The organism is Pseudomonas sp. PWP3-1b2, assembly GCF_049896045.1.
GTDB lineage: Bacteria > Pseudomonadota > Gammaproteobacteria > Pseudomonadales > Pseudomonadaceae > Aquipseudomonas > Aquipseudomonas antarctica_B.
Genome location: NZ_JAFCTN010000008.1, coordinates 155,092 through 161,509, shown reverse-complemented (window position 1 = coordinate 161,509; position 6,418 = coordinate 155,092). Strand labels below are relative to the sequence as shown.

Sequence of the window (6,418 nt, the reverse complement as noted above, 5' to 3'; positions counted from 1 at the left end):
CAGGACGCCGGGTTAGCCGCGCTGGGCCAAGGATGGCCCATCGCGGCGGCCCACGGATTCAAGCCGGAGTGAGGGCATGCCGAGCCTAAGCGAGGCACCGAGTGGTGGGGCGAAGACCTTTTGCTTACTTTTGGGTCTTTCCAAAAGTGAGCCGCTGTAAGAGCGGAACCCTAAGCCGCCGTTACCGCAGCAACGGATATACACCCACCCCCCAACTCCCCTTAAAAGTCCCGCTTATAAAAGATATCCAGCGAACTCGCCACGCCACTGGCCACTTCCAGATACACCTTCTTGCTCAACAAATAGCGCAAGGCAATCGTATTGGCCGGCTCAAACACCCCCACCCCATACCGCAAGCTAAGCTTTTCGGTAATCTTGCCACTGGCCACCACCGCGGTGCTGTTACCGCTGCCCTGGGTATCAAGGTCAAAATCCCGAATCCCCAACTTGTTGGCAATGTCGGAAGTCACCCCCGAACTGCCCATCAGCCCCAGGCCCAACGCCGCCTGGGCGAGCATGTTGTTGTCCTCCCCCGTCGTACTCAACGGACGCCCCAGCACCAGATAGGACAAGGCCTGTTCCTGGCTCATGGCCGGCTCGGAAAAGATCTGCGTCGTCGGCTGCTCGGCACTGCCACTCAGGCGAATGCCCGCAGTGACGTCGTCAGTCTTGCGCACCGCTTCAATGTCCAGATAAGGCTGATCAAGCGGGCCGGCAAACAGCAGGCGTGCACGGCGTACATCAAGGCGCTGGCCGTAGGCACGGTAGCGGCCGTCGTTGAGCCACAACTCGCCACGGGTGTCCATGTTGTCGCCGATGTGCACCTGGCCCTGCACCTTGGCGGTCAGGCCGAAGCCTGTGAAGTTAAGCTTGTCTTCGCCCACCACCACGTTGATGTCCATGGCCATCGCCATCGGCGGCTTGCCCTCTTCGGTCTGGCTGCCGACGATCACCGTGTCATCCGAGACCTTGACCGTCGACGGCGGCAGTTCACGCACGGTGATGTCACCGCGCGGGATGTGCACTTTGCCGGCGATCGCAAGTTTGTCGTTCTTCAGGCTGATCTTAAGGTCAGGCGCCACTTCCAGCACCGCATAGGGCTCCACCGTGACCGGCAGTTGCGAACCTTGCAGGTTTAAGTCCACCACCAGCGCCTGGCCCCAATCGACCTGGCCCTTGAGGCTGCCCTGCCCGGCTTTGCCGCTGTGCCAGGCGCCATTCAATTGCACGCTCTCGCCGGCAATCAACGCCTGCACATTCAAGCCTTCGAGGCTGACCGGCAACTCACTGCCGGACACTTCACCGTCAACCAGGTTCACGCTGCCGTTGACCTGCGGCGCCAGCAGCCCACCGGAGATCCGGCCGTTGCCATTGAGCTTGCCGTTGAGTTTTTCCACCATCGGCACAAACGGTCGCGCCACGGCGAGGTCGAGGCCACTGAGGGTGAAGGTGCCGGTGATTGGCTTGTTCTGCGGCAGCGGATTGATCTGCGCCTGCACCAGCAACTCGCCAAGTTTGCCGCCACGGAAGTTCAGCTGAGTGTCGATGCGCTTGGGGTTCAGGGTGGTTTCCAGCTTCAAGGTGTCGTAGGGGAAATCCAGCCACTGGGTTTTGTCTCTCACGCGCAAGGTGCCGCCGCTGGCGTCCACCGAGACCACGCCTTTAGGGCCACTGCTCGGCAGGTCGAGCTGAATGTCGGCATTGAGCTTGCCCTGCCAGGCAAAATCCTTGGGCAAAAACGCCGCCAGGCTGTCGATGGGGAACTGCTTGAGGTGGTAACGCAGCTTGGGTTCCGGCATCAGGCGCTGGTCCTCACCGCACAGGCTGGCGGGGCCGGATACCCAGCAATGCGCAGCAAACGTGAGCTTGCCGTCGGCCAGGCGCTCGATCTTCGCCGGGGCTTGCAGCTTCCAGTCCTGACCACCGGCTTGCACATCACCGCTGGCAAGGCGGCCGCGCCAGTTGCCTTTGTCGAGGTTGCCGTCCAATGCCAGGGCCAGCTTGACCAGGGGCCCTGCCAGGTCCAGCTGGACTTTCTGGTTCTTGATATCGCCTTGAGCGCTGGCGGTCAGGGTGCCGACCTGGGTCTCACCGGCTTGAATGCCGCTGCCCTTGAGGTCGATCTTCGCGCGCTGGGCGTTATCCAGCGTGGCATCAAGGGTGAGGTTTTGCAGGCGGTTATCCGCGAATGCCAGCTGCTGGCCTTTCAGGCCGAGTTTGCCTTGGGGCGCTTTCAGGCTGCCGGCCACGTCGAGACGGCCATTGATTTGCCCGCTCAACTGGGGCCACAACTGGGCCAGACGCGCCAGTTTGATATCGAGTTGCCCAGCCAGCCGTTGTTGCAGGCTGCCGCTGCCATTGATGCGGTTGTCGCCCAGGCGAATATCCAGATTGGCGAGGGTCCACTGGTCGCCCGCGCCTTCGGCCTTGGCTGCCAGCACCGCCGTTTGGCCGCGCAAACGGCCCTTGAGGTCGAGGTCGGCGTTGAGCTTGAGCTGCTCGTTTTTGAACTCGCCTTTGCTGCGCAACGGTCCGGCCAGCGTGCCGGGCAACTCAGCGACCCAAAATGCCGGGTTCAGCGCGGACAGGTCCAGGGCCGTGTCCCACGCGATACCGTCAGCGAATTGCACGTTCAGATGGCCTTCGGCCTTGCCTTGGCCGGCGGTGAGTTTCAGCTCGGGCAGGAAGATTTTCTTGAGGTCGCCGCTGAACGGTGTGACCACGTTGAACTTGCCGGCCGGGCCGTCGAGGTCGGCATTGAGGTTGCCGAGGTAGTTGCCGTCTTTGTAGGAGATTTCACCATTGAAAGTACGCAAGGTTACTTGCGGCTCGTCGATCAACGGGTAAAGGCGATGCCAGGGAAAATCTTGCCAGGCAATGTTGGCATCGGCGCTGAAGCCTTGCTGCCAGTCGAGGTTGGCGCTGAGCTTGAGGCTTTGCTTGTCACCGGCATTCAGGTCCAGGCCGGCGATCTGTGCACCCTTGGCGTCGACTTTGCCTTGCAGCAGTAGATCCACCGGGCCTTTTTCCGCCGGCAACACGGCTTTGCCGAACAGCTGGTAACCGTTTTTCAGGTCGCCCTTGGCGGTAAGGTCCAGCCCATTGAGCTGCAAGGTGTCGGGCAAATCGGCGCTGGGCTTGAAGCGATCGGCGGTGATGCGCAATTGCGCAGGCAGGTTCTCTACCAGCGGTTGCAGCTCGCCGCTGAGTTTGGCGGGCAGGTAGCCGCTGCTGTCGGCGTCGAGTTTGAGGGTCTTGAGCAAATCACCGTCGACCTTGAGCGCAAGCTTCCACGGCGAGCCGCCGGGCGCATACGGCAAGCTCAAGTCACCGGTGGCATTCAGCGGCCAGTCGCCGCTGGGTTGCAACAGGCCATTGAGGTCCAGTACCAGGCCGTCACGCTGCAGGTGCACCGAGTCGATCTGCATGCCGGCCGCAGTCCAGTGCGCCGCCAGTTGCAGGCCTTTGAGTTCTTCGCTGCCGTTAAACAGCAGGCTACCGACGCGAACGTCGCCCAACTGGATAGCCACCGGCAGTTTTAAGTTCGGCAGCTGGACCGGCCCGCTGCTCTCTTCGGTGCCTGGCGGAAACTGCAGGCTGACTTGCTCCACATCCAGTGTGTTGATGCACACCGTCATGCGCAGCAGGCAAGCCGGAGACCAATCCAGCGTGGGTGCGTTTAGCTCGACCCGGCTGGTGTCTTGCTGCCACAGCAGGTGATCGGCACTCCACCGCCCCCCCAAATGGCCCTGAAAATTCTCCACGCTCAATCCCGGCACCAGGCCCAAGACCCAGCGGCTGCCCGCCTGGGTGCCAAGCACTGCCCACAGCGCCAGTACCACGAAGGCGAGGACCGCCACCACGGCCAGCCCCGCTATTTTCAAACCACGCATCACAGCTCAGGCCCCATGGAAAAGTGCAGTCGAATGCCGCCCGGGTCTTCCAGGGCATGGGCCAGGTCCAGGCGAATCGGTCCTACCGGCGAGACCCAGCGAACGCCCACGCCCACGCCGGTTTTCAGGCTGGGCATGTCCAGGCTGTTGAAGGAGTTGCCCTGGTCGATAAAGGTCGCGATTCGCCATTTTTCGGCGATGGAATATTGATACTCGGCACTCAAGGCCACCATGTAGCGGCCACCGATGCGGTCGCCGCGATCGTTTTCCGGTGACAAGGTCTGGTACTCGTAACCGCGCACGCTTTGGTCGCCACCGGCAAAAAAGCGCAGCGAAGGCGGTACGGACTGGTAACCGTTAGTGGCGCTGCCGCCAATCTGTGCGCGGCCGAGAAAGCGGTGGTTATCCCACAAGGTAGTCAAACCCTTGATGGTTGCCGTGCCATAAAGCAGGTTGGTGTCCGAACCCAGGCCTTCCTTGGCGACCTTGGCGTCGAACGCCAGGCGATAGCCATTGTGCGGGTCGATGCGGTTGTCACTGCGCAGGTAGGAATAGTTGATACCCGGCATCACCAGGTTGCTCAGGCCGGAGTCATTGCCCAGCTTGTATTCTTCGCGCTGGTACTTGAGCGAGATGATCCGCGTCCAGCCGCTGGGCAGTTTGCTGTGCCATTCTGGGCCGAGGGTGAGCAATTTACTCACGGTGTCGGTGTTGGCCAGGTCTTCATTCTGATAGCCCGCCGCGAAGCGCAGTTTGTCGGTGAGCGGCGGGTCGAGGGGAATGTCGTACCACAGCCCGACGTTTTGCCGGGGTGCCGACAACTCGGCTTCCCAGCCATAGCTGTGGCCCTGAGGGTTGACCCAGTGGCGGGTCCAGTTGGCTTTGCCACGCGGGCCGACGTCGGTCGAGTAACCCAGGCCAAGGCCCATGGTGCGGGGCTTGCGCGTCTCCAGTTGCACAGTCACCGGAATCACATCGTTGGCCGACGCGGCGGGCGCGGCGTCCACGCGCACGCCTTCGAAGAAGCCACTGCCTTGCAGGTTCTGGTTGAGTTCGGCGATCAGTTCGGAATCGTAAGGTGTGCCGCTTTTGAACGGGACCATGCGTTGCAGCAGGTCTTCATCGAACGGCGTGTCGCCGGTGAAGCTGACGTTGCCCATGGTGTAGCGCGGGCCGCTGTCATAGATGAGTTCGATATCGGCCACACCGGCTTTCGGGTCGACCGACAGCTTTTGGCGGGTAAAGCGCCCGCTGAAAAAGCCATAGCGCGAGGCCTGGTTCTGGATCAGACGCTTGGCGTCTTCGTAATGGCCGTGGTTAAGCACGGCGCCGGACTTGAGGTCGTCGCCGGAGGGCACGCGAAAGGCTTTGAGGCTGGCGGCCTGGCCGTCGACCCGAATGGTCACGTCGCGCAAATGCACCGGTTCGCCGGGGTCGATGGTGAGGATCAGGCGCGGGTTCTTGCCGCCCTTCACATCGCTTTCGATCAGTGGCTGATAGAAACCCAAGGCCTGGGCCGCTTTACGCGCCTGCTCCTCGGCGCCACGGCTGAACCGCAGCAAGGCTTCTTCGTCACGATCGCCTACCCCGCCGATGTAGCCTTCGATGTTGGCTTTCAACGCGTCGTTTGAGGGTTTGATGCGCACGTCCAATTCGCTTTGCGCCAAGGCGCCACAGCTTGTGAACAGCAGCATCAAGCCGCTGGTAAATCTTCCTGGAAACTTCATAGGCGCGGATGCTACACGAGCAAGGGAGGCTCTTTGAACCCGGAAATGTCTGAATAATTCTGTCTCAAGCCGTTGCAGCGTGTAACGACTGGGGGTTGGGATGAAAAAACACGTGCTCCAGGATAGGTCCTACAGCAACTTCACCGATTTCCTCATAGCCCTGACGCTTATAGAACTCCAGGTAACGCGAGTTTCCGGTGTCGAGCACCACGCCGGACGAATGCGGGTCTTCGGCGCACCAGTTATGCACCGCCTCCAACAGTTGTTCGCCGTAGTGTTTGCCCTGAAATTGCGGGTGAATACCCAACAGTGGCAGCACATGCACCGACTCGGTCGGCAGGCACGCCAGCACGGCGTGATGGTAGTCCAGATAACGCCGCGTACCGCGCACGCCGGTGCTCAGAAACATGCGAATCTGCCAGGCCCAGCTCTCGGTGATTCCCAGGCGCCGCTGCGGCGGCGCGATCAGGGCGATGCCGATCAAGCGGTCGTTAACGAACAGGCCGATGGCGGGAAGCTTCTGAAAAAAGTGCTGCTTGACCAATTCGCGCACGGTGGCGCGCACCCGTTGCTCATAGCCGGGGCGCTCCGCTTCGAAGATGTAGGCGAACGTCGGCTCATGGCGGTAAGCCTGGTAGAGCAGCGAGCGGGCTTCGCGTGAATAGCCGCTGTTGAGCAGGCGGATTTCGGCAGGGGCAGTCGGCGTGTCAAGCATGCGGTGAATCTCCTTGGACGCCACTCAAAGAGGGCGTTCTTTATATACGAGCTTATAGCTACGAACCCACGCGGCCCCCGTCG

The 6,418-nt window shown here is 61.5% G+C and carries 3 protein-coding genes; all 3 read right to left on the bottom strand.

What is annotated here, in order from left to right; translation table 11 throughout:
* Positions 1–221 precede the first annotated feature (221 nt).
* Positions 222–3,893, bottom strand: a complete 3,672-nt coding sequence (locus ACP7A2_RS08270) for a translocation/assembly module TamB domain-containing protein (RefSeq protein WP_426133823.1) — start codon at positions 3,891–3,893, stop codon at positions 222–224.
* Positions 3,893–5,620, bottom strand: a complete 1,728-nt coding sequence (locus tag ACP7A2_RS08265) for an autotransporter assembly complex protein TamA (protein ID WP_426133822.1) — start codon at positions 5,618–5,620, stop codon at positions 3,893–3,895. The genes ACP7A2_RS08270 and ACP7A2_RS08265 overlap by 1 nt, the downstream gene beginning before the upstream one ends.
* Before the next feature lie 64 nt (positions 5,621–5,684).
* Positions 5,685–6,335 (bottom strand): GNAT family N-acetyltransferase, encoded by a 651-nt coding sequence (locus ACP7A2_RS08260; protein WP_348061980.1) that lies wholly within the window; start codon positions 6,333–6,335, stop codon positions 5,685–5,687.
* Positions 6,336–6,418 lie beyond the last annotated feature (83 nt).

Coding starts and splice junctions, on each gene's coding strand:
- ACP7A2_RS08270 (WP_426133823.1), bottom strand. CDS start 3,893: ATGCGTGGTTTGAAAATAGCGGGGCTGGCCGTGGTGGCGGTCCTCGCC.
- ACP7A2_RS08265 (WP_426133822.1), bottom strand. CDS start 5,620: ATGAAGTTTCCAGGAAGATTTACCAGCGGCTTGATGCTGCTGTTCACA.
- ACP7A2_RS08260 (WP_348061980.1), bottom strand. CDS start 6,335: ATGCTTGACACGCCGACTGCCCCTGCCGAAATCCGCCTGCTCAACAGC.